This window comes from Deinococcus marmoris, from assembly GCF_001949125.1.
In the GTDB taxonomy this organism is placed as follows: Bacteria; Deinococcota; Deinococci; order Deinococcales; family Deinococcaceae; genus Deinococcus; species Deinococcus marmoris_A.
Genome location: NZ_MSTI01000160.1, coordinates 1 through 23,342 on the forward strand (window position 1 = coordinate 1; position 23,342 = coordinate 23,342).

The 23,342-nt window shown below is 65.4% G+C and carries 20 protein-coding genes; 9 read left to right on the forward strand and 11 right to left on the reverse strand.

Going from position 1 to position 23,342, the window contains the following annotated elements:
• Nucleotides 1-228: 228 nt before the first annotated feature.
• Both BOO71_RS23300 and BOO71_RS23305 read right to left on the reverse strand, forming a co-directional pair.
• The gene (locus BOO71_RS23300; protein WP_075836604.1) at nucleotides 229-681 is read right to left on the reverse strand and encodes a gamma-glutamylcyclotransferase family protein; all 453 of its coding nucleotides are present in this window, start codon (nucleotides 679-681) and stop codon (nucleotides 229-231) included.
• Nucleotides 682-705: 24 nt separating this feature from the next.
• Nucleotides 706-1,434 (reverse strand): S24 family peptidase, encoded by a 729-nt coding sequence (locus BOO71_RS23305; RefSeq protein WP_075836606.1) that lies wholly within the window; start codon nucleotides 1,432-1,434, stop codon nucleotides 706-708.
• Nucleotides 1,435-1,596: 162 nt separating this feature from the next.
• Between BOO71_RS23305 and BOO71_RS23310 the strand changes: the two genes are divergently transcribed.
• From BOO71_RS23310 to BOO71_RS23320, 3 genes are all read left to right on the forward strand, one after another.
• The gene (locus BOO71_RS23310) at nucleotides 1,597-1,977 is read left to right on the forward strand and encodes a hypothetical protein (protein WP_075836608.1); all 381 of its coding nucleotides are present in this window, start codon (nucleotides 1,597-1,599) and stop codon (nucleotides 1,975-1,977) included.
• Between the two features lie 145 nt (nucleotides 1,978-2,122).
• Nucleotides 2,123-3,466, forward strand: a complete 1,344-nt coding sequence (locus BOO71_RS23315) for a S1C family serine protease (RefSeq protein ID WP_254843277.1) — start codon at nucleotides 2,123-2,125, stop codon at nucleotides 3,464-3,466.
• Nucleotides 3,467-3,599: 133 nt separating this feature from the next.
• The gene (locus tag BOO71_RS23320) at nucleotides 3,600-4,103 is read left to right on the forward strand and encodes a multidrug DMT transporter (RefSeq protein ID WP_075836610.1); all 504 of its coding nucleotides are present in this window, start codon (nucleotides 3,600-3,602) and stop codon (nucleotides 4,101-4,103) included.
• Nucleotides 4,104-4,180: 77 nt separating this feature from the next.
• On the opposite strand, the gene BOO71_RS23325 is transcribed toward BOO71_RS23320, so the two are convergent.
• From BOO71_RS23325 to BOO71_RS23335, 3 genes are read right to left on the reverse strand one after another with little or no spacing between them, the layout of a single operon-like run.
• Nucleotides 4,181-5,152, reverse strand: coding sequence for a hypothetical protein (locus BOO71_RS23325; RefSeq protein ID WP_075836612.1), 972 nt, complete (start codon nucleotides 5,150-5,152; stop codon nucleotides 4,181-4,183).
• The gene (locus tag BOO71_RS23330; protein ID WP_075836614.1) at nucleotides 5,149-5,676 is read right to left on the reverse strand and encodes a PH domain-containing protein; all 528 of its coding nucleotides are present in this window, start codon (nucleotides 5,674-5,676) and stop codon (nucleotides 5,149-5,151) included. Before BOO71_RS23330 ends, BOO71_RS23325 begins: the two co-directional genes overlap by 4 nt.
• Nucleotides 5,673-7,952, reverse strand: a complete 2,280-nt coding sequence (locus BOO71_RS23335; RefSeq protein WP_075836686.1) for a RelA/SpoT family protein — start codon at nucleotides 7,950-7,952, stop codon at nucleotides 5,673-5,675. The genes BOO71_RS23330 and BOO71_RS23335 overlap by 4 nt, the downstream gene beginning before the upstream one ends.
• Before the next feature lie 400 nt (nucleotides 7,953-8,352).
• Here BOO71_RS23335 and BOO71_RS23340 point away from each other — a divergent pair, with 400 nt between their 5' ends.
• Together BOO71_RS23340 and BOO71_RS23345 are read left to right on the forward strand one after the other, a co-directional pair.
• The gene (locus tag BOO71_RS23340) at nucleotides 8,353-9,300 is read left to right on the forward strand and encodes a nucleoside hydrolase (RefSeq protein WP_075836616.1); all 948 of its coding nucleotides are present in this window, start codon (nucleotides 8,353-8,355) and stop codon (nucleotides 9,298-9,300) included.
• Nucleotides 9,301-9,481: 181 nt separating this feature from the next.
• Nucleotides 9,482-10,624, forward strand: a complete 1,143-nt coding sequence (locus BOO71_RS23345) for a GGDEF domain-containing protein (RefSeq protein ID WP_175607518.1) — start codon at nucleotides 9,482-9,484, stop codon at nucleotides 10,622-10,624.
• Between the two features lie 129 nt (nucleotides 10,625-10,753).
• Here BOO71_RS23345 and BOO71_RS23350 read toward each other — a convergent pair whose 3' ends face one another.
• Nucleotides 10,754-12,670: an acetate--CoA ligase gene (locus BOO71_RS23350; protein ID WP_075836620.1), complete on the reverse strand. Its 1,917-nt coding sequence runs from the start codon at nucleotides 12,668-12,670 to the stop codon at nucleotides 10,754-10,756.
• Nucleotides 12,671-13,011: 341 nt separating this feature from the next.
• On the opposite strand from BOO71_RS23350, the gene ddrC reads away from it, so the two are divergent.
• From ddrC to BOO71_RS23370, 4 genes are all read left to right on the forward strand, one after another.
• Nucleotides 13,012-13,713: a DNA damage response protein DdrC gene (ddrC, locus tag BOO71_RS23355; RefSeq protein ID WP_075836622.1), complete on the forward strand. Its 702-nt coding sequence runs from the start codon at nucleotides 13,012-13,014 to the stop codon at nucleotides 13,711-13,713.
• A gap of 370 nt (nucleotides 13,714-14,083) precedes the next feature.
• Complete coding sequence (locus tag BOO71_RS23360) at nucleotides 14,084-15,130, forward strand: LptF/LptG family permease (RefSeq protein WP_075836624.1); 1,047 nt, start codon at nucleotides 14,084-14,086, stop codon at nucleotides 15,128-15,130.
• A gap of 256 nt (nucleotides 15,131-15,386) precedes the next feature.
• Nucleotides 15,387-16,493: an LptF/LptG family permease gene (locus BOO71_RS23365; RefSeq protein WP_075836626.1), complete on the forward strand. Its 1,107-nt coding sequence runs from the start codon at nucleotides 15,387-15,389 to the stop codon at nucleotides 16,491-16,493.
• Nucleotides 16,494-16,630: 137 nt separating this feature from the next.
• Nucleotides 16,631-17,317, forward strand: a complete 687-nt coding sequence (locus BOO71_RS23370) for a hypothetical protein (protein WP_217694939.1) — start codon at nucleotides 16,631-16,633, stop codon at nucleotides 17,315-17,317.
• Between the two features lie 2 nt (nucleotides 17,318-17,319).
• On the opposite strand, the gene BOO71_RS23375 is transcribed toward BOO71_RS23370, so the two are convergent.
• Genes BOO71_RS23375 through BOO71_RS23395 form a run of 5 tightly spaced genes read right to left on the reverse strand, consistent with a single transcriptional unit; the run spans nucleotide 17,320 to nucleotide 23,280 of the window.
• Nucleotides 17,320-18,525: a DegT/DnrJ/EryC1/StrS family aminotransferase gene (locus BOO71_RS23375; RefSeq protein ID WP_075836630.1), complete on the reverse strand. Its 1,206-nt coding sequence runs from the start codon at nucleotides 18,523-18,525 to the stop codon at nucleotides 17,320-17,322.
• 2 nt (nucleotides 18,526-18,527) lie between these two features.
• Complete coding sequence (locus tag BOO71_RS23380) at nucleotides 18,528-19,187, reverse strand: acetyltransferase (protein ID WP_075836632.1); 660 nt, start codon at nucleotides 19,185-19,187, stop codon at nucleotides 18,528-18,530.
• Nucleotides 19,187-21,019: a sugar transferase gene (locus BOO71_RS29120; protein WP_075836634.1), complete on the reverse strand. Its 1,833-nt coding sequence runs from the start codon at nucleotides 21,017-21,019 to the stop codon at nucleotides 19,187-19,189. Before BOO71_RS29120 ends, BOO71_RS23380 begins: the two co-directional genes overlap by 1 nt.
• Before the next feature lie 9 nt (nucleotides 21,020-21,028).
• On the reverse strand, nucleotides 21,029-22,180 hold the full coding sequence (wecB, locus tag BOO71_RS23390) for a non-hydrolyzing UDP-N-acetylglucosamine 2-epimerase (protein ID WP_075836636.1): 1,152 nt from the start codon (nucleotides 22,178-22,180) through the stop codon (nucleotides 21,029-21,031).
• Nucleotides 22,177-23,280: a polysaccharide biosynthesis C-terminal domain-containing protein gene (locus BOO71_RS23395; protein WP_075836638.1), complete on the reverse strand. Its 1,104-nt coding sequence runs from the start codon at nucleotides 23,278-23,280 to the stop codon at nucleotides 22,177-22,179. Before BOO71_RS23395 ends, wecB begins: the two co-directional genes overlap by 4 nt.
• Nucleotides 23,281-23,342: the final 62 nt, after the last annotated feature.

Consider the following 23,342-nt stretch of genomic DNA (forward strand, 5'->3'; position numbering starts at 1 on the left):
CGGGCAGCCCCACCCCCCAGCCCCCTCCCCCAGAGGGGCAGGGGGAGCTAACGTTGCACTGGGCACGGGTTTATGGACGTGGGTGGCGGGAGTGGACGGCGGCGTCCGGGTCTAATGCCCTGCTCCGTCACGCCAAATGCGGCCCGTCCGCTTCGCGCCCGACGGCCTTCGGTTGCCGTTTCGGTGGGGTTGGCAGGCTTTGAAATGGGGCTTTCTTGGTCCCAATCTTCAGCGGTCACTCTCGCGGGTGCGGGTGCGGTCCGGGATGGCGGTCCATTCACCTCCTGGCACGGGGAGGACGCCGGGGCGGTTCAGGCGTTCGGACACGGCGTAGAGATAGACCCAGGCAGGCACCTTCTCACCGTCATCCAGCGTCAGCGTGACCTGCTGGCGGGTATACAGGGGCGGCGTCTCATCAATGCCTTCCAGTTCATCCAGGAATGGCAGGGCCAGCGGCCAGTCAGCGGGCGCGTAATTCAGGGCAAAGCCGCGCACGACCTCTTCCCCGTCGCCCGGAACGACAGCGGGGTACGCTTCCGGCCACAGGTGCAGTAGACGGTAACCGCCCAGACTGGCGGGCCGGGCGCTGAAGCTGCCGCCCAGCGCGGCGATGTGGGCGTTGCGCTCGCCGGGCATCAGGGTGCCGTAGACGAAGACAGTGGTCAGGAGCGGCTCGGACACATCCAAAACTCTAGCGCCCGGCCTTCACAGGCGCACGCCGCGCGGCTGGTGAAAGTACACCCGGCCCACCACCGTGACCTCCTCCGGCTTCACGGGCGGGTGATCGGGGTTGTCGCTGGTCAGCCACAGCGCGCCCCCGTACCGTCTGAGCCGTTTGACGGTCAGTCCCAGCCCCGAGATGTGCAGCACGTAGACCAGTCCCTCGCGCAGGTCCAGATCGCCGGGATCGACATAGATGCGGTCACCCGGGCGGATGCCGCCCCCAGCAGCGGTGGTCATGGACTCGCCGCCCACCTCCAGCACCAGCATGCCGGGACGGTGATCGCGCACGGGCACCAGTTCGTGGTCAATGACACTGGCGTGGTCTTCGGTCACGGGCAGCCCGGCGCTGGCAAGGGCGCGCACCGGCACACGCACCAGCTCCAGCACCTCCAGGGCGTCGTCGCCCGGGGCAGCCTGGAGCAGCGGCAGCCCGGTGCGGGCCACCCACTCGCCCGCCGGAATCTCCAGCGCGCGGCGCAGGGCGTCCTGACGAGCGGGGGTCAGCGCTTCCAGCGGACGGGTGCCGCGTTCCAGACGGCTCAGGTACGGCTGGGTCACGCGCCCGGCCTGCCCGCCGTGGTCCAGCGTGCGGGCGCTGACCTGCCCCTGCTGCAAATTCAGCGCCGCACGCCGCGCCCCCAGCCAGGCAGCCAGTTCCAATTGGGGCAGATCAAGTGAGGGCAGCTCACGCAAGGACGGTTCGCCAGTCATGCACCGAGTCTAATGACCCGTGGACCTGCAACTGGAATCCATCCCACTTGATATATGTCCACAGACATATTACACTCCGGGCCTGGATACGCCTCCAGCAGAATCAGGCGTCCGCGTTCGTCTTCAGCCGCAACACCACCAGCCGCGCCACCGGAGGTCATCATGTCCGACAGCTCTCCTGTTCCTCCCTCCCTGTTGACCCTGGCCCCGCTGCTGGGAGCGGCTTTCGTGGCCGGGGGCATCACACAACTGGCGCGGCTGCTGGGGCAGGATCAGACGCCGCGTGCCCGCACAGTAGCAGCGCTGGCCGTGGCCGCCGGAATCGCCGCACTGACGGTGGTGGCCCTGATGACCGTGACGCTGCGCCCCGATCCGGCCCCGGCCCTGCTGCTGGCCGCTGCCTGCGTGACCGGCTGGAGCGGCCCCGGCATCCTGGCCCGGCTGGGCGCGCTGATCGAGCGCCGCCTGGGGCTGTCTCCCTCCCCTGCCCTGTTCGCCCCGGACCCAGCACCAGCCGAGGCCGAGGGACGCGGGCAGGGTTGAAAATGTGGAGGCCAGGGTCAGAAAGCCCTTGCTCCCGCCTCCCCAATCACGCTGATGGCAAGCGATCTGACGTTCTGGGGGGCGGATGAGACCAGATGGAAAGTCCCAACACAGACCCACCGCCCCGGCGCACGCACAATGAACCATGACCGCCGAGACTGACCGTCTCCCGCGCCGGGATGTCCGGGGCCGGGACACTAAACTTCGCAATCTGCTGCTGACTGGCCTGCTGCTGGGTGGATTGGGGGTGGCCGATGCAGGGGCGCAGGGCGTGAAATACAGACTGCCGGGGGCCAGCCTGCCGACGCTCAACCTGGGTGACCCCCGCACCGCGCCCCTTGACCCGCCGCCGCCCTCCATGCCCACGCTGAGCGATCCCACCGAATTGCAGAGCTTCCGGGGCATCCCGCTCAACGCCCAGAAAACTGCCCAGACCCAGAAACCCGCCCAGAGCAGCGCCGCCAACACCCCAAAACCACTGACGGACGCCGAGAAACAGACCCTCAAGACGTTGTTCTCCAAGGTGCGGCCTGCCACGCTACGGATCGAGCAGTGCGACAACACGGTGCCGGGAGCCTGCGACGAACCCGACGGGATCGGTTCTGCCGTGCTGATCTCGGCGGATGGGCTGGCACTGACCGCCTACCATGTGGTGGAAGGGGCCAGCAAACTGAGTGCGCAGACGGTGGATAAGAAACGTTACGCGGTAGAGGTGGTGGGCTACGACGATCAGGACGATCTGGCGCTGCTGCGGGTCTCGGTGCCCGGGGCCACGCCGTTCGTGCCGCTGGCCAGCGCCCGCCCCGGCGTGGGCGACGCGGTGCTGGCGGTGGGCAACGGCGGCGGCACCTTCCTGCAACCCAAAACAGGCCGCCTGACCGGCCTGGAGGCCGACGCCGGACCCGGCGGGGCCACCTTCCCGCCCGGTACCCTCCAGATGAGCGCCCCATTGATCCCCGGTGACAGCGGCGGCCCGATCCTGAATGTCAGGGGCGAATTGACCGGGATCGTCAGCTACATCAGCGTCAGCCGTGAGAAGGGACCGGCCTCGTTCGCGGTGCCAGTCACGGCCAGTGATGCCCGACTGGCAGAGCTTCGCGCCGGGAAAAAGCTGGACGCGCCGATCATCGGCATCAGCCTGAACGGGCCGTACACCGCGCTGCTGACCATCGACGCCACGGATTTCAAGCGTGCCAGCGCGCTGCTTAAACTGGGGGACACCCCTGGCGCATTCTTCACCGGCGTCAATCCGGGCAGCCCGGCAGAGAAGGCGGGCCTTCAGCCGCTGAAACTCAACGACAAGGATCAGCGCATTTCCGGCGACATCGTGACCGAGGTGAACGGCAAGCGCATCATCAATTTCGATGAATTTCAGTACGCCGTGCGGACCTACAGGCCCGGCGACACCATTACCCTGACGGTTCTCCGGGGCAACAAGCCGATGATGGTCAAGGTCACGCTGATCGGACGCAGCCAGGCGCAACGCTAATCCGCGAACCTTCAAGGGAGAGGTGAGCATGCCTCTCCCCTTTTTGTCGTGTGGCAGGGACTTCGGATGGCTTTTCACTCAACTCCTTATAAATACTACTTGACATTTACGCTTAAAACAGAATAATGGGCCTATGGATACCCTCAAGAAAGCAGGGGCGATGCTGGCCCACCTCGATCTCTTCCACCAGATGCTGGACCTGCGCGGTCTGCTGCAACTGGCCGCCCACATGGAGGAGCGTGGTGACCGCGTGACCCTGATCAGCGGCGAGACCATCACCCTGATCGGCGCGGAGATGCTCAGCGACGCCGGGGTGACCACCGGCAAGGGGGCCAGGATCGAGGCCGCCACCGCCTACCGCGTCTTGCAGGGGCTGAAGGGCCACGACGCGCCCGAATATGCCGTGACCCGCGAGGAGTTGGGCGCGCTGAATGCCCGTGCGGTGGCCGAGTTGGAAGGCGGCGACGCGCTGAAAGCCTTCGGTGACACGCTGGCCCGCATCGGCGCGGCTCCGGCGGCGGCCCCTGCGCCTGCCCAGGCACCACAGCCGGAAGCCTCCGCCCCCGCCGAACGTCCGGGCCGGGGCCGCCGCGCCGCCGAGACCGAGGAAAATACAACCGAACAGCCCGCTGCGTAATCGCCTCACCGCGCCCCACTTCTCGCCCAGACGGGCAAGGGTGGGGCGCGGTTTTTGAGGTGTGGCGGGCCTGCGCCCTACCCTTCCAGAGTCAGACTGAACGGCTCCTTTAAGCCCGCCTCCGCCGTGGCGATGGCGATGGCAGGAGCGTGGTTCAGGGCCAGCACGGCGCGGTAGGTGCGCGTGGCCAGTTCGCGGTCTCCCTGGGCGTCGCGCACCTGCCCCAGCCGGGCCAGCGTCAGGCCGGTCAGGCTGCGGGGCAGGTCATCGGTCAGGGCGTGGGCAGCGCTCTCCAACAGCTCGCGGGCGGCCACCAGATCGCCCACCGCCAGATAGATTCCAGCAGCGGCGGCAGACAGTTCGGCTCCCGGCGTCACGCGGTCCCCCGTTTCGCGGTCCAGCGCGGCCAGCAAGGCATTCAGATCGTCGTCCTCGCGCAGTTGCCATGCGCGGTCTGCCAGGGCACGCAGGCGGCTCGTTTCGCCGGGGGCAAAGCCGCTCAGGTCTGGCACGCGTGAATCCGGCAGCAGGTCCAGCAGGCCAGGAACATCATCCAGCGGAACGATCACGACGCCCGTCTGCCCGGCCAGTTTCGCCGCCAGTTCCGTCAGGCGTTTCTCGCGCCAGTGCGTTCCCGGCCCCTCGTCCAGTGCGGCGCGGGTGGCCGCGTGATATGCGCGAGCGGCGTCCAGCACCTCCGCGCCCACCACCTGTGCTGGAAGCATCGGCACCGTCACCAGCGCGGCGAACTCACGCTCGGCCCCCGCCGCCCCACGCAGGCGTTCGCGGCCCTGCGGGTACTGGCTCAGAAAGCCCTGGAGCTGACCGTGTTCGGCGTCGGCCCAGGCCCAGTCCGCCGTGAAGCCGTCCTGAATGCCGATGCGGGCGGCAGGCAGCGCGTCGCGCAACGGGTGATCGGGGTCCGTGTCGCTGGCCCACAGCACTTCAGATGCGCCCAGATGGCGCAGGATCTCCACCACGGTCCCGGCGTTGTACTGCGGATGCAACCTCAGCAGATCGCCCAGGTCCGGCAGAAGCGTGAGGGTCATGCGGCCAACCCTACCCCGCGCCGCGAGAGTTCGGCCAGGAAGGTGGCTGGATCGGCAGGGGTCAGGAAGTAGTTGGCGTCGCCGGAATGCAGCAGCACGCCACCTCGACTGGCAGAAGCGGCGGCCAGCACGCGACTGACACCCTGCCCATCGTGCGACAGCGTAAAGTGCCCAGTCAGGTAGCCCGGTATTCCGGTCCCGAAAGTGCGCATTCCCAGCACGCCAGAGGTCCGGCGGGCGCTCAGACTGGCATAGGGCAGCCGGGTCTGATTCAGCACGCGTTGAATGACCACGGCGTCAGGGGTCAGGGTATAGGCCAGACGGCGCGGGGCGAGCTGGAACAGGGCAAAGAGTAGAAGGGCCAGTACGGTCAGCAGACCCCGAAAAAGCGGTGTGTTTTCCCTGTCTGGAATCAGCGCCACGGCGAGGATGAGCGCGGGCACACCCCACGTCACGCTGCGGAGCAGCCGCGAGGCGGACGCCGCCGCCAGGGGAACATTTATCCCCTGTGTCGGCCCGCTCACGCGCTGGCCCCGCTGCTCTTGCGCCCGCGCGCGGCATTGCGGCCCAGCCGCACGATGTCGCTCACGCCCTCCACCTTGCCAATCGCGGCGCGCACCTGCTCCAGATCCGTGTTGCCGCGCACGCCCAGCCGCAGCAGAATGTGGGCCACATTGTCCAGGTCCACGTTGGCCTCCACCTTCAGCGGGCTGCGTTTCTCGGCGCTCAGCGCGCCCAGCACGTCGGCCAGCAGGCCGTGACGGTCCGGGGCCACCACGTCCAGGTCCACCAGGGTCAGGCCCGGCATCCCCACATCCCAGCTCGCGGCCACGCAGCGTTCGGGTTCGACTTTCAGCAGCCGGATCATGTTGGGACAGTCGATGCGGTGGATGCTGACGCCGCGTCCGCGCGTCAGGTAGCCCATGATCTGATCGCCCCGGATCGGGGAGCAGCAGTTGCTGAGCTTGGTGGCGGTGGTAAAGCCCTCCACGTATACGCCACCGGTCTCGGGGGCACGGGGCTTGGGGCCGCGTTTGGCGGGGGCCGCGCCCTGCTCGCTGGCCAGACTGGGCGACAGCACCCGGCCCACCGCCGAGGGTGTGAGTTTGCCCGCGCTGATGGCGAAATACAGGTCGTCCGGGTTGCGGGTACTCAGCAGCTTCTGGGCGGCGTCTTCGAGCAGTTTGGTCCGCATCAGTTGGCGCACCGGGAGCTGGCGTTTACGCAGATGGCGCTCCAGCATGTCATGGCCGCGTTGCCGGGCGTCGTCGCGTTCCAGTTGCCGGAAGTGATGCCTGATCTTGGCGCGGGCGCTGCGGGTCACGGCAAAATTGAGCCAGTCCTTGCTGGGATGGCCGTTCTTGCTGGTCACGATCTCCACCATGTCGCCGTTGCCCAGTTTGTGCGCCAGCGGCACGATGCTGCCGTTGACCCGCGCGCCCACGGTGGTCTCGCCGATACGGCTGTGAATGTGATACGCGAAGTCGATGGTCGTGCTGCCCGACGGCAGACTGACCGCCAGCCCACGCGGCGTGAAGACCCGCACCCGCTGGCCCAGGATGTCGGACTTGACCGCGTCCATGTAGTCGCTGGCGTCGTTGATCTCGTCCTGCAACTCACGGAGCTGGGCGATCCAGTTCTCGCGGTCCTTCTGCGCCAGTTGCGAACCCTGTTTGTACATCCAGTGGGCCGCCACGCCGAACTCGGCCACCTCGTGCATACGGCGCGAACGGATCTGCACCTCAATCGGCTGGCCGCTCTGGCTGATCACGGTGGTGTGCAGCGACTGGTAGCCGTTGGGCTTGGGCACGGCGATGTAGTCCTTGAAGCGGCCCGGCAGCGGGGTCCACATGCTGTGCACGATAGACACCGTGTGGTAGCAGATGCGCTTCTCGCGGGTGGCCTCGGCCTTCTCGCGCCTCTTTTCGTCGGTGCCTTCGGGCACGATCAGGTCACGCGGAGTCACGATCACGCGGATGGCCAGCAGGTCGAAGATCTGCTCCAGGCCCTTGCCCTCGCGCTGCATCTTGCAGTGGACACTCCACAGGTGCTTGCTGCGCCCGGAGATGTCGATGTCGGCCACCCACTCGGGCAGTTCCAGATCGTCGGCCAGCGCCTCGTCCAGTTGCGTGACCGCCTCGCCGATCAGCGCGTCACGCTCGTCCTGGCGGCTTTGCAGGCGGCTTTGCAGGTAGGCGAAGTCATCGGGGTACAGGTAGCGGAAGCTGAGGTCCTCCAGCTCCCACTTGATCTGCCCGATGCCCAGTCGGTGTGCCAGCGGGGCGAAGATGTCCATCGTTTCGCGGGCGATGCGCTGCTGCTTGTCGGGCCGCATGGAGGCCAGCGTGCGCATGTTGTGCAGCCGGTCCGCCAGCTTGACCACGATGATGCGGATGTCGTCGGTCATGGCGATCAGCATCTGGCGCAGGTTCTCGGCTTGCAGGTCGCGCCCGGCGTCGCTGACAGTTGCCGACTGCGATCCCTGCTTGCTCAGCTTGCTGACCTTGGTCTCGCCCTCCACGATGCGGGCCACGTCGCGCCCGAACAGGGTCTCGATCTGCTCGAAGGTCACGCCGTCCACGTCTTCCACGGTGTCGTGCAGCAGCCCGGCCATGATGCTGTCACTGTCCATGCCTAGGCGCGCCAGGATCACCGCCACCGCCACCGGATGCGTGATGTACGGCTCGCCGCTCTTGCGGTTGACCCCGGCGTGGGCATCACGCGAGAAGACGTAGGCCCGCTCGATGCCCTGCACTTCCGGGACCGGGCGACCTGTCACCAGCGCCCGGAGTTCCCCCATTCCATGTTCTTCCATTGCCTGTTCGGCGCGCTGCGGCACGCCCAGCATGCTAGCGCGGCCAAGGCCCGGATGACCGGAGTGTGTGTAGCTTTTGGACCGCCCCGGCCCATCATCCCAGGCCAGCAACACCCTCACAACAGAAAAACACCCGCCGGAACAGGCAGGTGTGGAGGTTGGTGGGTGAAGAGGGTGCTGTCAGCGGTCGCGCACGCGAACAGGGATAGGGACTGGCTGGGGTTGAGGCGCGCCCCCCAGGATTTCCCGGAGCCAGTCGACAAATTCTTTCAGGCCCTTCATGACCGTATTTTAGCCACTTCGGGATGGGACAGATGGCGCGCAGCTTACGTTGGGTTAACCCAGACGAGGGGGGTTAACCCTGGGTAAATCAGCAAATGACACAATGCCTGTCACGTCCACCCCTGCCCAGCCCATCATCCTGGACGGCGATCCCGGCCACGACGACGCCATCAACTTCCTGCTGGCACTGATCAGTCCAGAGTTTCAGGTGCTGGGCCTGACCACCGTGTTCGGCAACGTGGGCCTGGACCACACCACCCGCAACGCCCTGATCGTGCGCGAACTGAGCGGCATGGACGTGCCCATCTTTGCCGGGGCGGACCGCCCGCTGGTCCGGGGGCGCATCAGCGCCGAGGCGGTGCATGGAGACAGCGGGATGGACGGCCCCGACCTCCCCACGCCCACGCGTGGGGCAGAGGCCGGGCACGCTGCTCATTTCATTATCGACACCGTGCGCGCCCGCTCCGGCGAGGTCACGCTGGTGCCCACCGGGCCGCTGACCAACCTGGCGCTGGCCTTTCGCCTCGCGCCGGACATCGTTCCGCTGATCCGGCAGGTGGTCTGGATGGGCGGCAGCACCGACACCGGCAACTGGACCCCCGCCGCCGAATTCAATGCGCTGGCCGATCCACACGCGGCGCAGATCGTGTTCACGTCCGGCGTGCCGCTGACGATGTTCGGCCTGAACGTCACGCATCAGGCCATCGCGCACCCGGCCCGCGTGGCGGCGTTCCGGGCGCTGGGCACGCGGATGGGCGAATTCGCGGCGGTGCTGCTGGAATTCTTTGCTGAACACCACCGCGAGCGCTACGGCTGGGACGGCGGCGCGCTGCACGATCCGATGACCGTGGCGTGGCTGCTGCGCCCGGACCTGTTCGTGTCGCGCTCCATGCACGTCGAGATGGACCTGACCGCTGGCCCCAGCGCGGGCCGCACGGTGGCCGACGTGTGGAACGTGACCGGGCAGCCGAAGAATGCCGAAGTGGTGACCGGAGTGGACGCGGACGGCTTTTTTGCCCTGCTGGTGGAGCGGCTGGGGCGCTACCCGTGAGCGCAGACGGATTGAGGTAAATCCGGCAGCGTGAAAGGGTTCTGTGACAGGACTGTGGGTTGCACTGCCCTAAGCTCGGGACATGCGGTTCCCCGCGTTTTTCAGACTTCCAGATTCGGCGCGCGTCCGGCGAGCGCGCCCGAAGACCGGGGTGAGCATGGCTGCCGGGGAAACAGGCAACTTGACCCAGGAACCCGGCGCGGAACTCAGGCACACGCTGCACCAGGGTCTGGCCCTGACCGCGCTGATCTGCGGCGTGCCCGTTTTGCTGATCCTGTGGGGGCTGGAGGCGTCCAGTGCCGATCCCAGAGCGCCTATGCTGGGGCTGTACGCGGTAATGGCGCTGGTGTGCCTGTGGGCCGCCTACCGGATCATGAGCGGCAAGTCGCTGGACGGCGCGCTGAAGATCACCATCGCCTTCAATGCGCTGTTCGTGCTGTTTCAGGCGTATTACGGCGTGGTGGGCGGTCAGGTCAGCCTCAACATGTACCTGATGCTGATCACCAACGCGATCTTCGGGTATCTGGTGTTCGGCACCCGCAGCGCCGGGCTGCTGAATCTGGGGATGTTCGGCACGGCCCTGGGGCTGGTGCTGCTGCGCGCGGCACAGGGGGATCTGAAGCCGGCCTTCCTCGAACTCCAACTCTTTCTCTCCACCGGCACCGTGATGATGCTGCTGCACGCGCTGGCGTGGTACAAGAACAGATTCATCGCGCTGGCCCACAAGCAGTTGCGGCTGGAACACGAGGCGTGGACCGACGCCCTGACCGGCCTGCCCAACCGCCGCCGCCTGTACCAGCAGATCGAAACGTTGCTGGACCCGGCCCACCCGGACGCGGCGGCCCCGGACCTGACCTCACCAACCCAGACTTTCCCCGGCAGAGGCGGCAGCGTGATCATGCTGGACATCGATCATTTCAAGGCGGTGAACGACACGCACGGCCACCTGGCCGGAGACAGCGCACTGGCGCATATCGCCGGGCTGCTGCGGCACAGCGCCCAGGCCGGTGAAACGCCGGGGCGCTGGGGCGGCGAGGAGTTCATGCTGATCCTGCCCGGCGTGGCCGAGGCCGGGGCCGCCCGCCGGGCCGAGGCGCTGCGGCAACGGCTGCTGGCCTCGCCCCACCCGCAGGTCGGCCCGCTGACCGCCAGCTTCGGCGTCAGCACCTGCCGCGCGGGCGACGATCTGACCCGGCTGGTGGCGCGGGTGGACGACGCGCTGTATGGGGCGAAGGCTGCGGGCCGGGACCGGATTCATACGGCGGAGATGGCCGGTCCCGGCTTTGACGGCGACGTGGCGGCCATGCCCGCGATGATGGAATGAAGCTGCCCGAAATCCGGTTTTGTTGACGGCCTGCCCTCCTCAGCCGCCGCACAGCTCTCCTCGCACGCATAGAAGGAGCAAGATCGAGGGACATCCTGCCACGTCTCCAGACCTCCGGGGATGCTCCTGCTAGCCCTCCAAAGTAGTCAGGTCGCCGGGGTCCTCGCCCAGTGCCTGGGCACGCAGCACGCGGCGCATGATCTTGCCGCTGCGGGTCTTGGGCAGGGCAGTCACGATCTCCACCCGGCCCAGCGTGGCAATCGGCCCCAGTTCGCGCCGGACATGCTCACCGATGCTGGCGCGCAGGCCCGGAAGGCTGGCCTCAGCAGCGCTGTGGGAGGCCAGCAGAATCACGTAGGCGATGATGCTCTGGCCCTTCAGGTCGTCGGGAATGCCGATCACGGCAGCCTCGGCCACGGCGGGATGAGAGACCAGGGCGTCTTCCACATCCGAGCTGCCAATGCGGTGCCCGGCCACGCTCAGCACATCGTCGGCGCGGCCCAGGATCGAGAAACAGCCGTCCGCATCGCGCAGGGCCAGATCGCCGGACAGGTAGCCCGCCGGGTTCTCGCTCCAGACCTGGGCGTACTTTTCCGGGTTGCCGTGGATGCCGCGCATCATGGACGGAAAGGGGCGGCGGATCACCAACTGGCCCTGCACGTTGTCGGACAGGCTGTTTCCTGCCTCGTCCACCACGTCGGCCACCACCCCGGCCAGCGGGCGGCCCACGAAGCCGGGGCGCGCGTCCCAGCGCGGGTGGCTGCCCAGGGTGGGCGCACCCAGTTCGGTCTGCCACCAGTGATCGATGACGATGGCGTGCGCGCCTTCCTCCAGTCCCCCGCCCAGATGCTGCTGCGCCCAGCGCCACGCCTCCGGGTTCAGCGCCTCGCCCGCGCAGGCGATCACGCGCAGGCGGCTCAGGTCATACGGTTCCAGCACCTCGGCCCCCAGCTTCATGAACAGGCGCAGGGTGGTGGGCGCGGTGAACAGCACGTCCACGCCGTACTTCTCGGTGCTGCGCCACAGGATGCCGGGGTCCGGGTAATCCGGCGCACCCTCGCGGAACAGCACGGTGGCCCCGGCCACCAGCGGGCCGTAGACGATATAGCCGTGCCCCACGATCCAGCCGATATCGCTGGTGCAGAAGAACACGTCGCTCTCGGTGACGTCGAACAGCGCGCCCAGGTGGTAGGCGGTGCCCACGATGTAGCCGCCGTGTGTGTGGACCACGCCCTTGGGCTTGCCCGTGCTGCCCGAGGTGTAGAGGATGTACAGCGGATGCTCGGCCCCCACGGGTGCGGCGGCGGCCCGCCCATGCGTGAACAGGCTTTCCCACGCCACCGTGCGCGGGTCATGCTCGCGCGAGAAGGTCTTGATGCGCTCCCACAGCACCAGATGCTGCACCTGCGGCAGATCGGCCACGGCCTCGGCGGCCACCGAGTACAGGTCCACCAGCTTGCCGCGCCGGTATCCCACGTCCGCCGTGATGACCACCCGCGCGCCCGCGTCGGTAATGCGGTCCCGCAGCGCGCCCACGCCCAGGCCCGCGTAGACCACCGAATGCACCGCGCCCAGCCGCGCGCAGGCCAGCATGGCGATGCAGCCTTCGGGGGTCAGCGGCATGTAGATCACCACCCGCTCGCCCAGGCCCACGCCCAGCGCCCGCAGTCCGGCGGCGGCGCGTTCCACCCGCTCATGCAGCATGCCGTAGGTCAGCACCTGCTCCTCCCCGGTTTCCGAGAGCCAGATGAACGCCGCGCGGGTCCGCGCCGCGCCGCGCGCGTGGCGGTCCAGCGCGCTGAGGGTCACGTTGGTCTCACCGTCGGCAAACCACTGGAAGTTCGGGGCCTCCCCGCTCAGGCCCTGGGTGGGTTCGCGGGTCCATTCCAGCTTGCGCGCCTGCGCCAGCCAGAAGGCGTCCGGGTCCGCCGCCGCCGCATCGATGTCTGCCTGCGGGTCGGAACGCAGGCGCGCCAGTACGCTCTGGGGAACGGGAAAGCGCTCGGCGGAAGGGGCAATGGGCGCGGCCTGATCAGATTCGGACATGGGGCAAACCTCCAGAAGTGGGTGTTCATAGCATGGAGAAGCTCGGTGTCATGGAAGCGGTGTCGTGGAGATGGCGTCGTGCGTTCAGTCTAGTCGCGCTTATGGGGGAGGGGCGGTGAGCTGGAGGGGCGAATCCCCAGTCTGTTTCCTCAGAGGAAACCAGAAGGCACCGTCAAACGGGCCGCGCGGACAGCCCGTCGCCTCCCTTCGGAGGCCGGACTTGCGAAGCTGCGAAGAAGAGGGGAAGAAGGGGTCTGGCACATCCTGGAACGCCCCTTCCAGCCCCTCTAAGCCATCCTCTCTAATTATGCTTATTACATAATTTATGCTATAATCTATGTATGCAAAACGCCCCGCTGACCCTCGAATTCGGCACCGTCCGGCTGCCCATCAGCGCCGACGGATTCCTCCTCGCTTCCTCTGCCCTGACGCAACTGGGGCTAATCTCTGCCGACTGGAACGCCCTGGCCACTGAACATGATCTGACCTCGCCCGCCCGCGACTTTGGCGCTGGGCCGGAGGCCACCCTGAGTCTGGCTGAATTTTCCCGGCTGGCCTTTGTGGTGGACACCGTGCAGGCGCGGCGCTGGCGCAAACGGGCGCAGGACCTGCTGACCCGCGCGATGGGCGGCGACGTGAAACTGGCCGCCCAGATCGCCGAACGCAGCGCCGATCCGGGGGCGCGGCGCTGGCTGGCCTCGCGCCTGGAAAGCACCGACGCCCGCCGCGAACTGATGGCGACGGTGGCCCGCCACGGCGGCGAGGGCAACGTGTACGGCCAACTGGGCAGCATCAGCAACCGCAGCGTGGTGGGCCTGGACAGCGCGGGCATTCGCCGCGAGCGCGGGGTGAAGGCCACCCGCGACGGCCTGAGCAGCACCGAACTGCTGCGGCTGGCCTACCTGGACGCCGCCACGGCCCGCGCCATCACCGAGCGCGGCGCACACGGCAACGCCGCCATCCTGCACCTGCACGAGCGGCTGGCCCGCCACGAGCGCAAGGGGTGGGCCGGGGAGGGAGCCGGGGCACCACAGGCGGGATAGCGCAGTCCTCTCGTTCAGCTCTCTCCGCATGGAGGGGGCTTTTTTTGATTGGGGTGGAGGATACAGGGTGGCCCTGCCCGCTTGACCCCTCTGCTTCGCAGCTCTGCGAGTCCGCTCCTCCGGGGCACCTCCCCTGAGAAGAGAGGCAAGAGTTGCGGATTTGCTCGTCCAGCAGCGCTTTCTTGGCTCCCTTTTGAGGGGAGCTGGCTGCGGAGCAGACCGGCTGGTACAGCTCCGCAGGAGAGAGGTTCAACCGTGGGAGCAGGCCAGAGCTGCCACTGGGCGAAAGACTCCCCTCCCCCATCCACTGCCCCCAGCAAAACCGCATTCCGCCCCCTTTTCCTCATGCTGGGCCGCTAGAATCCTGGCCGTGCCCATCCTGACCCGAACCGTACTCGGCGAGATTGCCCGCTGGTATCTGGCGGGCGTGGCGCTGTTTCTGACCCTGCTGATGACCGACGCCCTGAGCAGCACCGTGGGCAAGCTGCTGATCTACCATCCGCCTGTGTTCAAGGCGGTGGCGGCCTTTCTGTCCATTTTGCCGCAGAACCTGAACAAGACGCTGGTGCTGGCGGTGCCGTTCTCGATCCTGCTGGCCTTCTCACGCATGCAGCGCGACAACGAGCTGAAGGCGATCCTGGCCAGCGGCATCCGCCCGCTGAGTCTGGTGTGGCCACTGGCCATTCCCTTTGCGCTGGTGGGCGTGCTGGCGTACTTCAACGCTGGCATTCTGGTTCCGGCAGGGCTGGCGAACTGGGACCGCTCGTGGTACAGCATTTACGACATGGCCCCGCCGCCGCCCCAGCAGGAAAAATACACCTACGCCCCGCCCGGCGCGCTCTACTACGCAGGCCGCGTGAACAATGACAGCAGCGGCGGTCAGGTGGCCCGGCTCGACGGCGTGATGGTCCAGCGCGGCGACGAGATCCTGACGGCGCAGTTCGGTGCCTGGGATTCGGGCAAGCAGACCTGGACCCTGACCAACCCGTGGATCACGCGCCCCGGCCAGAACCCGCAGCGTTCCCCCACCGACGTGGTGGTGCCGCAGACCGACACCTTGCGCCCACCGCCGCCCGCCGCCCAGCAGGTCAGCAACGCCGAGTTGCGTGCCGCACTGGCTGGCGATACGCTCAGCCGCAAGGGCGTGCGCGACTACACCTTTCAACTGGCCGCCCGCGCCGCAGACCCCGCCACGCCCATCGTCTTTGCCCTGGCCGCCGGGATGCTGGGCCTGCTGATCCGCAACCGCGCCGCCGCCTTTGCCGCCGTGCTGGTCTTTATCGTGTGCTTTTACGTGCTGTGGACCACCATGCCGGGACTGGCCGGGGCCGGGGCGCTGAACCCCACCCTGGCCGCCTGGATTCCTAACCTCGCCTTCCTGCTGCTGGCAGGCGGACTGGCCTGGAGACTGCGGTGAGAGAAAGTAGTGTGCCGCGTCTCCTGGCAGCGGGGCGAGCTTCGCCCGCCACCCCCCTCCCAGCCTCTCGTGCCGAGCTATACCAGTCCCCCACAAGGGGGGAGGGGCTAAAAGCACAGGCTCTGCTTCTCCTATCGGAGATTTCCCGAAGGGACAGAGGAGGGGAGCGGGCCATGCCACCGCAGAACCTTGACTTCCAATCCCCCGCCTTTAGACCCTCAGACCCTTTGACCCTTAGACGCCCAAAGGGCACTCCATGAAACTCTTTGAACGCTACGTCCTGTCCGAGATTCTGCCGCTGCTGCTGGGGGCGCTGGCCGCCGTGATCGTGCTGCTGGTGCTGGCGGCCTTGCAGGAGGTCATTGCGCCGTTGCTGGCCAAGGGGGCCAATCCAGTGCTGGTGGCGCGGGTGCTGGCGCTGAACGTGCCGGAGGCCGCCGCCCGCGCCCTGCCCATTGCGCTGATGTTCGCCACGCTGCTGGGGCTGTCTCGGCTGAGCAGCGATTCAGAACTAAAGGGCGCGCTGGCCGCCGGGATTCCGGCCACCCGGCTGCTGTGGCCGGTGCTGGTGCTGGGCCTGGGTGTGACCGTGCTGGCCTTTGCGCTGGGTGAGGGACTGGTACCGCGCGCCAAGGTGCAGGAGCGCAAGGTCAAGCAGGAGATCGTCTTCGACAATCCGCGTGTAATCGGCCTGGACGGAACGGGGGCAGACGGCCAGCGCATCGTGCTGCGCGACGCCCTGGACCGGGCCATCAGCGTGGGCGAGATCGGCCCCGGCGGCGAGCTGGAGGACCTGCGGATCGTGACCATGCAGGACGGACTGCCCCCCCGCGAGGTCATCACCGCCCGCTCGGGCCGCTTGCCACCGGGCAGCAATGTGCTGGAACTGCGCGACGGCCAGCGCGTGACCTACCAGGACGCGCGCCCCGTCACAGTGCTGACCTTCAAGACGGGCAGCCTGCCCGTGCAGGACGTGCAGGCCGATCTAGACGCGGGCAGCGGCGAATTGAAGCCCATCTATACGCCGTTGCGCGAGCTGTGGGCCAAGACCGCGTTGTACCGCCAGCAGAACATCCGCTCCCCCGCCGACTTTACAGCGCTGCACCGCAAGTTTGCCGAGCCGCTGGCCGCCCTGGCGCTGGCCTTCTTCGCGGTCAGTCTGGCGGTCTTTACCTTCCGTAGCGGGCGTGACCTGGGACTGGTGTGGGCACTGCTGCTGACGTTTGCGTACTACGCCACTTGGAGCGTCTTCCGGGTAATGGGCGAGAACGGGGCGGTATCCGGCGTGATTGCCGCCTACGCCCCGGACCTAATCGCCGTGGTGGCCGGGGGCGCGTTGCTGTGGCTGACGGGGCGACGGTGAAACCGCTTTTACAGGCGCTGGTCCTGGGAATAGGACCGTTACTGGTGTGGGTGGGGTTGGGCGTCACTGGGCAGGCCAGACCGGTCCCGCAACTCGCCCCACCGACGCCCTCCGTCGCCTCATGCTCACAGCCCCCGGTGTTTCAACCGGTCTATCAGCTCAGTCAGGGTTCCGTGCAAGCGCGCGGGGACGGCTTTTACTTTGGGGGGGAGTCCATTCTAGAGGCTAGTCTCTGTTCGGCAGGAACACTGAGAATCACGGCCATTGGCGAACGCGCCAAGGATGAAGACCCCCAGTTGTTGGTGATACTGGACAATGTCATACTCGCCGCCCCAAGGGTGAACAGGTTACAGGAATTGGAAATTGACATTCCCCACCCTGGACGCCTGTACCTCAGCTATCTCAACGACTATTACTTGGCGGATGTTCGTGTGGCCACGCTCTCCGATGTTCAACTGACGGCCCCAGGCTGCCAGGGTTTTCAAAGCGTCACCGTTCCAGCCGAAAACGCAGGCGCGTGGTATCCAGAAGACCGAATCGCCATTCTGGTGCGTGATGTGCCGGCAACCCTGATCCCATGTGCGGCGGGCGAACTCACCTTCAAGGCCCAAGGGCGAGAGGGCAAAAGCGCTTATCCTCTGGTGACTTTCAAACAGAATGGACGGGTCATTCAAACTGTGCAGACCGGGGAAGAGTTCACCCCAGTCCGCGTGCCTGTGGGGGCGACGCCCCTGAGTGTCACTGTAACAAACGCTTACGGCGTCACCCTGGCGGACCGCAACCTCAACCTAGAGCATCTGGGATTCGTCCCCCGTCGGCCCTGACGCTAACTGTCGACGCGCGTCGCTTCTCGCACGACCTCTTCCACCACGTCTGCTACGGCGCTCATGTCGGCTTCGGTCAAGGTGTGGTGAACTAGGAACATCAGTGAGGTCTCGCCCAGTTCTTGGGCCACGGGCAGCCGTTCCTTTGGCCCCAGTCCGGCGTCGGTGAAGGCCTTTTCCAGATAGATTTCAGAGCAGGTGCCAGTGTAGCACGGTGCGCCGCGCGCCACGACCTCGGCCATGATGCGGTCACGGCTCCAGCCTGCGCGCAGGTTTTTCGGCTGCACATATACGTAAAACTTGTATTGGGCGTGTTCCGAGCCTTCCGGGACGGTGGGCACGCGCAAGGCAGGCAGCCTAGAGAAGCGCCCGGCTAGCACCGCCGCGTTGCGCTGGCGTTGCCCTGTCCAGCCCGGCAGCTTTCGCAGTTGCAAGCGCCCAATCGCAGATTGAACCTCCAGCATGCGCCAGTTGGTGCCAAAGGATTCGTGCAGCCAGCGGAACCCCAGCGGATGCTCTTTGTGATACACGGCGTCGTAGCTCTTGCCGTGGTCCTTGAAGGCCCAGGCTTTGCGCCACAGGTCCTGATCATGCGTGACCAGCAGGCCACCCTCGCCCCCGGTACTCATGATCTTGTCCTGGCAGAATGAGAAGCAGCCCATGTGCCCGATGGTGCCTACGTGCTGGCCGTGGTACTTGGCACCGTGGGCTTGGGCGCAGTCCTCAATGACAAACAAGTTGTGTTCGCGGGCCAGTTCCATAATCGGGGTCATGTCGGCGGGCCACCCGGCCAAATGAACCACGATGATCGCCCGTGTGCGCGGGGTCAGCACGGCACAGATAGTCTTGGCGGTGATGTTGCCGCTGTTCCGGTCAACTTCGGCCATCACCGGAACGGCCCCGCGCATCACGGCGGCACTAGCCGAGGCGATGAAAGTGCGTGGCGTGGTGATGACCTCATCGCCCGCGCCCACGCCCAGGGCGTACAGCGCCAGCTCCAACGCCTGCGTGCCGTTGTGCAAGGCGATGGCATACGGCACACCCAGCACGGCGGCGTATTCTTTCTCAAACTCACGGCCCTCGGTGCCGGTCCAGTAATTGACTTTACCGGAGCGCATGACTTCCGAAACAGCCTCTATCTCATCGGTTTCAAAGACGGGCCAAGGGGCCAGGGTGCGGTCTAAGGTGCGAACGGTTGCTTTGCTCATTTCTACTCCTGATGCCAGCCTATGGGCCGCTCTTTGATAACTTTAGCGGGGATACCCACGGCAGTCACGTTTGCGGGCAAGTCCTTGCTGACCACCGCGCCTGCCCCCAGAATGACCCATTCTCCTACGGTCACGCCCTGAATAATTGCGCTATTTGTCCCCAGATCGGTTCCCTCACCCACAACGACATTGCCTGAAATGGTGGCACCAGGCGCAACCGTCACGTAATCATGTAGCGTAGTGTCGTGTCCCACGGTGCAGTTGATGTTGATAATGACGCCCCGGTCCAGGCGAATATCGGTGGTGATCATCGCGCCCGCGCAGACAATTGAGCCTTCGCCCAGGTCCACTCGGTTGCCTACCCACGCCAGCGGATGAACCAACGTGGCACACCGCGCACCTAGCTCAGCGATCTGCCCCATCATTTTGCGCTTGGCCTTTGGATTGCCCACGCCCATCCCCACCAACACGTCTGTACGGCCATTTAGCCACTCTACGCCGCCCAGCACGGGGAATCCATGCACCTGCGTGTTGTGCAGGTTTGCATTACCGTCCAGGAAACCCAGAAAATTCAAAGCGTCACCGCGCGCCTGAAGGTCTTCGATGATCTGATGAACCTCACGCCCGAAGCCGCCTGTTCCAAACACCACGATGTCTTGCATTAAATTTCTCCCTGTCCTTCGAATCGGGGCATGGTGGCTTCACCCGCCGCGCTGATGCCCTCGCGCTTGAAGACCTTCTGCACCGTCAACCACAATATTTTCATGTCCAGCGCAAAACTGCGGTTCTCTACGTACCACACGTCTAACTTGAACTTCTGGTCCCAGGAAATGGCGTTGCGCCCGTTGACCTGCGCCCAGCCCGTAATGCCGGGCCGGACCTCGTGCCGCCGCGCCTGCTGGGGTGTGTAGCGTTCCAGATATTCTACCAGCAGCGGGCGCGGCCCCACCAGGCTCATATCGCCGCGCAGTACGTTCACCAGCTCCGGCAGCTCATCCAGCGAGGACGCGCGCAGAAAGCGACCCAGCGGGGTCATGCGTTCGCTGTCGGGCAGTGGCTGGCCGTGGCTGTCTACCGCGTCGCGCATGGTGCGGAACTTGTGCATGGTGAAGGGCTGGCCGTGCAGGCCGGGGCGCTGCTGGCTGAACAGGACGGGGGAACCGAGCTTGAGGCGCACCAGCGAGGCCAGACCCGCGAGAGGGAGACTCAGGATGACCAGGCCACTGCCCGCCGCCACTATGTCAAGCAGACGCTTGAAACGGTCTGAGGATCGGTTCGCCATAACCACCTGGCCGAAGACCCGAACAAATGCCCTTGCCCCGACTTCCAGCGACAATCTTTGCCAGTAGTACGCCTGACCAGAGCTGCCCATTTCCTTGCGTTCTGCCGCCGTCATTCCCATCAAACGTGCCACAGCGTCGGCCAGTGCCTGCGGATGTTGTGGCTCAAAGGCGTACCCAGCCCCAGCATCCTCGACCATCCAGGCGGCGTCACCGCGCACGCCCATCAGAATGGGTTTGCCGACCATCAGATACGCCTGGGTTTTGGAAGGAATGGTGATAGCGAACAGCGGATCGTCTTTCAAGTGAACCAACAGGGCGTCGGCCAGATTCAGAATCTCCCCGATTTCCGAGGGCGGACGGCGCGGCAAGAAAACCACGTTTGAAAGCTGTTTTTCCATCGTCTGCGCCTGGAGTCGCTCGACTTCCACCCCCCCGCCGATCATTACGAAGCGGGCGGTTGGTTGGGATTCTCGCAAGACTTCGGCGGCTTCAAGAACCGTATCCAACGCCTGCGCCTTGCCCATCGTTCCGGCGAAGACCACGTTGAAACGGCCCTCGAAGCCCAGTTCACGGGCGCGGGCCGGGTCCGGTGTTGCCATAGTGATCTGGCCCTCGTCGGTCCAGTTGGAAATCACGCTCAGTTTGTTCTCTGGCACGCCGCGCTGTTGCAGCCGCTCCTTGAAGCCCTCCGAAAGCACAGTGACGTGCGCGGCCTGCCTGTACACCCGGTTCATCCAGCCGCTCACGCCTTTCAGGACGGCGGCGTTTTCCATCATGCCCGTCGCAGCCAGGGTGTCGGGCCAAAGGTCTTGAATATCATAAACGAAAGGCACACCCCGCAGTGCCCGCAGGACCATTGCTGGAAGGCTGACGGTGGCGGGCGGATGATACACGTAGGCCACATCAGGCCGATTCACGAACAGCGTGCCAATTGAGGCTGCCGCCGCAAAGGAAAGGTAATTCAATGCGCGCTTGGCTCCCGATCCGTCATGGCTGGGATACAGTGGGACGCGCAGAATGGGAATGCCGTCCATAACCTCACGCTGAAAAGGCCGAATGCGGTAACCGGGATAGACCTTGCCACCCGGATAGTTGGGGAACCCGGTCAGCACCTCCACCTGATGGCCCTGGCGACGCAGTTCCTGAGCGAAAAGCAGCCCCTTGAAACTGGGTTCGGGATCAAACCACTGAGTTATGAGCAAAATCCGCACAAGCTGACTCTAACCCTTTCGCCACACCACACGGTTGACATAATCCGTGTAGCTGATCAGAATTCGCAGCACCTTGTCCGAAACATTAGGCATGCTGTAGTCCGAGACCTGCCGCAGTGCCCGTTCTGGGCCGCGCGGCTGGTCCTCCAGAATCCGCAAGCTCTGCATGATGCGCTCTGGCGACAGACCCACCATCATCACGCTGGCCTCTTCCATACCTTCGGGCCGTTCGTGGGCCTCACGGATGTTCAGAGCCGGGAAATTGAGGATGCTCGACTCCTCGGTGATGGTTCCGCTATCCGACAGAACGGCGCGGGCGTGCATTTGCAGGTGGACGTAGTCGTGAAAGCCCAAGGGCTTCAACAGCTCCACATTTGCGTGAAACGTGATGCCCCGCGCGTCGATGCGCTTTTGCGTGCGCGGGTGCGTGGACACGATCACCCTCCGCCCGTAAGTCTCGGCAATGGTGTTCAGCGCCAGCGCCAGCCCGTCCAGATTCATGTCCGAGTCGATGTTCTCCTCGCGGTGGGCGCTGACCACGTAATATTCCCCGGCCTTCAGGTCCAGCCGCGCCATCACGTCCGACGCCTCGATCTGGGGCAGGTAGTGGGTCAGCACCTCGAACATCGGGCTGCCCGTTTTGATAATCCGGTCTGGCGGCAGGCCCTCACGCAGCAGGTATTCGCGGGCGATGTCGCTGTAGGTCAGGTTGATGTCGCTGGTATGGTCCACGATCTTGCGGTTGGTCTCTTCCGGCACGCGCTGATCGAAGCAGCGGTTGCCTGCCTCCATATGGAAAATGGGCACCTTGCGCCGCTTGGCTGGAATGGCCGACAGGCAACTGTTGGTGTCGCCCAGGATCAGCACCGCGTCCGGCTGCTCCTGCGCCAGCACCGCGTCCACCTTGATCAGAATGTGGCCGATGGTTTCCGCCGCCGTGCCCACTGCGGCATTCAGGAAGTGATCGGGCTTGCGGACCCCCAGATCGGAGAAGAAGATTTCATTCAGCTCGTAATCGTAGTTCTGGCCGGTATGCACGATGACGTGATCGGTGTACTCGTCCAGCTTCGCCAGCACCCGGGACAGCCGAATGATTTCCGGGCGGGTGCCCACGATGGACATAACTTTCAGTTTCTTGGCGTTCAGGTCCGGCTGTGTCATGCGCGCTCCACGGGTTCGGCCACCGTGTCGGGCTGGGCCGCATCGAACAGTTCATGTGTCCAGAACAGCGTGGTCAGCGTACCGCCCCCGACATTGGTGATGTTGTGCGTGTGTAGAGTGGGGATATCCACGTAACTGGGTTGTTCGCCCGACACGCGGAAGGTCTGAACCTCGCCGCCGAATAGGTGGCGCAACTTGATCTCGGCCTCGCCACCCGTGACCAGAAACCGCTCAACTTTACGGGTGTGGTAATGGTTGCCGCGCGTGATGCCCGGATGCGTGGTGGACATGAAGCTCTGGCCGCCGTTGGGACTCTTGACCGCCTCAAACAGACTGCCGCGCGGGTCCGTGTGCAGGGTCAGCGCCACCGGATAATGTCCCGGATACAGATAGGAGCGGTAGGTGTTGAACAGATCGCGCCGAATATCCTTACGCAGGTCAGGGATGATGTGCTGAGCGTATAGATCGCGCATCTCAGTCAGGATATGGAGCAGACCATAAACCGTCATGTCCTCGCCCTGAACCCACACATCGCCCACTGTCCCCTCCCGCAGCAGGGTTTCAAAATGCCGCGCCACTTCCTGGGCGTGAATCTGCTCAATCGGCGCGTCATTGTGTGGCGTGGGCGTTTCACCGCTGGCCAGTTGGTGACAGAAGGTAGAGACCACCGAGTTGTAAAAGGGTTTGCCGCCCTCGCCAAAGACGCCGGGCAGGATGACGTTGGTAAACCTCCCCCCGCTGCGCCCTGCCCAGTCTGAGAGCAGTGCCGCCGCCTCACGTTTGGATGTGCCATAAGCGCTGTGACGTTCGATATGGGTGGACGAGGAGAACAGGACGTGCGCCGCGCTGCCGCGTTCTTCGAGAGCTGCGATCAGTTGCCGCGTCAAGTCTAGATTGGTGCGGGCCACCACATTATCCTCGCCCCGGTTCATGCCAGCCAGATGCAGCACGGCGTCGCAGCCGTCCACGAAGTCGGCCAGCCCGTCCGAGGCGAAGGTCTGCCGATCAGCGGCGTGGACTTCCAAGTCATCCAGACCGTGAAAATAGGCGCGGACATGGGTGCCTAGCATTCCACACGCACCAGTGATACCTACATTCATATGCCTCTCCACGTAGTAACTTAGAAAAAATCAAAAAGAACAATGTGTAGAATATCTGATCG

Excerpts from the sequence above, each read along its gene's own strand:
- BOO71_RS23305 (WP_075836606.1), bottom strand. The coding sequence starts at position 1,434 with ATGACTGGCGAACCGTCCTTGCGTGAGCTGCCCTCACTTGATCTGCCC.
- BOO71_RS23325 (WP_075836612.1), bottom strand. The coding sequence starts at position 5,152 with ATGACCCTCACGCTTCTGCCGGACCTGGGCGATCTGCTGAGGTTGCAT.
- BOO71_RS23340 (WP_075836616.1), top strand. The coding sequence starts at position 8,353 with ATGCCTGTCACGTCCACCCCTGCCCAGCCCATCATCCTGGACGGCGAT.
- BOO71_RS23320 (WP_075836610.1), top strand. The coding sequence starts at position 3,600 with ATGGATACCCTCAAGAAAGCAGGGGCGATGCTGGCCCACCTCGATCTC.
- ddrC (WP_075836622.1), top strand. The coding sequence starts at position 13,012 with ATGCAAAACGCCCCGCTGACCCTCGAATTCGGCACCGTCCGGCTGCCC.
- BOO71_RS23380 (WP_075836632.1), bottom strand. The coding sequence starts at position 19,187 with ATGCAAGACATCGTGGTGTTTGGAACAGGCGGCTTCGGGCGTGAGGTT.
- BOO71_RS23335 (WP_075836686.1), bottom strand. The coding sequence starts at position 7,952 with ATGGGGGAACTCCGGGCGCTGGTGACAGGTCGCCCGGTCCCGGAAGTG.
- BOO71_RS23350 (WP_075836620.1), bottom strand. The coding sequence starts at position 12,670 with ATGTCCGAATCTGATCAGGCCGCGCCCATTGCCCCTTCCGCCGAGCGC.
- BOO71_RS23365 (WP_075836626.1), top strand. The coding sequence starts at position 15,387 with ATGAAACTCTTTGAACGCTACGTCCTGTCCGAGATTCTGCCGCTGCTG.
- BOO71_RS23395 (WP_075836638.1), bottom strand. The coding sequence starts at position 23,280 with ATGAATGTAGGTATCACTGGTGCGTGTGGAATGCTAGGCACCCATGTC.
- BOO71_RS23310 (WP_075836608.1), top strand. The coding sequence starts at position 1,597 with ATGTCCGACAGCTCTCCTGTTCCTCCCTCCCTGTTGACCCTGGCCCCG.
- BOO71_RS23315 (WP_254843277.1), top strand. The coding sequence starts at position 2,123 with ATGACCGCCGAGACTGACCGTCTCCCGCGCCGGGATGTCCGGGGCCGG.
- wecB (WP_075836636.1), bottom strand. The coding sequence starts at position 22,180 with ATGACACAGCCGGACCTGAACGCCAAGAAACTGAAAGTTATGTCCATC.
- BOO71_RS23375 (WP_075836630.1), bottom strand. The coding sequence starts at position 18,525 with ATGAGCAAAGCAACCGTTCGCACCTTAGACCGCACCCTGGCCCCTTGG.